This window comes from Corallococcus sp. CA041A (genome assembly GCF_003612075.1).
Classification (GTDB): domain Bacteria; phylum Myxococcota; class Myxococcia; order Myxococcales; family Myxococcaceae; genus Corallococcus; species Corallococcus exiguus.
Genome location: NZ_RAWF01000540.1, coordinates 1 through 1,286 on the forward strand (window position 1 = coordinate 1; position 1,286 = coordinate 1,286).

General features: G+C 68.0%; 1 protein-coding gene. It reads left to right on the forward strand.

All coding sequences use genetic code 11. The annotated features are described in order from the left end of the window. On the forward strand, positions 1–1,286 hold a 1,286-nt coding region (locus D7V77_RS42005; RefSeq protein ID WP_147452361.1), incomplete at both ends, for an IS66 family transposase.

The following is a 1,286-nucleotide window of genomic DNA, read 5'->3' on the forward strand; positions in this document are numbered from 1 at the left end:
GACCCAAGAGATGCGCGTATCGCGGAGTTGGAGCGACTGCTGAGCGCGGCGCTCGCGCGAATCGAGCAGCAGGAGGCTCGCATTGCGCAGCAGGAGGCTCGCATCGCGGAGCTGGAGGCGCGGCTGCGGAGTACCTCGCGCAATTCCTCGAAGCCTCCGTCCTCGGACCCACCCGGTACGCCGCCCAGGAAGTCGGAGCCGACGGGGCGTAAGCCCGGAGGCCAGCCCGGACACAAGGGCCGCAAGCGCGAGTTGATGCCGCCGGACAAGGTGACGCAGGTGGTTGCAGTGCCCGCACCGGAGCGTTGCACGGGCTGCACTGGCCCCCTGTTGCGACTGGAGAGCACGCCTCCCGCACGAATCCACCAGGTGGTGGAGTTGCCGCGCATCGTGCCCGAGGTGAGGCAGTACGAGTTGCACGCGGGCTGGTGCGCCGACTGTAATGCCTGGCGCTGCGCACCGCTGCCGGCGGGCGTACCCGAGGGCAACTTCGGGCCGCGCCTGACGGGCCTCATCGCGCTTTGCACCGGGCGCCTGCGCTTGTCCAAGCGGTTGGTGCAGGAGTTGCTGGAGGACGTGCTGGGCGTGGAGCTGGCACTCGGCAGCGTCAGCAACCTCGAGCAGTGGGTGAGCCAGGCTCTCGCGGCTTCCGTGAGTGAGGCGCGCGCCTACGTCCAGACGCAGCCCGCCGTGCATCAGGATGAAACCGGCTGGTGGCAGAAGCATGCACGCGCCTGGCTGTGGGTCGCCAGCACCACGACGGTGGCTGTCTTTCTCATCGTCAAGAGTCGCGGCAAGGCCGTCGCCCAGACGATGTTGGGCCAGGGCTTTCGGGGCACGCTCATCTCCGACAGGTGGTGTGCCTACAATTGGGTGCACGCCCTCAAACGGCAGGTCTGCTGGGCGCACCTGGTGCGCGAATTCGAAGGCTTCGTCGAACGTGGAGGGGAGGCGAAGCGGCTGGGAGCGCGACTGCTGGCGGAAGTCTTCGTCCTCTTCGAATGGTGGCATCTGGCCCGCGATGGGCTCCTGAAGCGCGCCACCTTCCAGCGCAAGATGCGCCCTCTCATGCGCGAGGTGGAGCGACTCCTGGCGGAGGCCGCGCAGGTGTGCCCGAAGCCGGTGGCCGGCACCGCCAGGGAAATCCTCAAGCTCAAGGAGGCGCTCTGGACGTTCGTCTATACCGAGGGCGTCGAGCCCACCAACAACCTCGCCGAGAGGGACCTGCGCCATGCGGTCATCTGGCGCAAGACGAGCTTTGGCACCCAGAGCGAGGACGGCAGCCG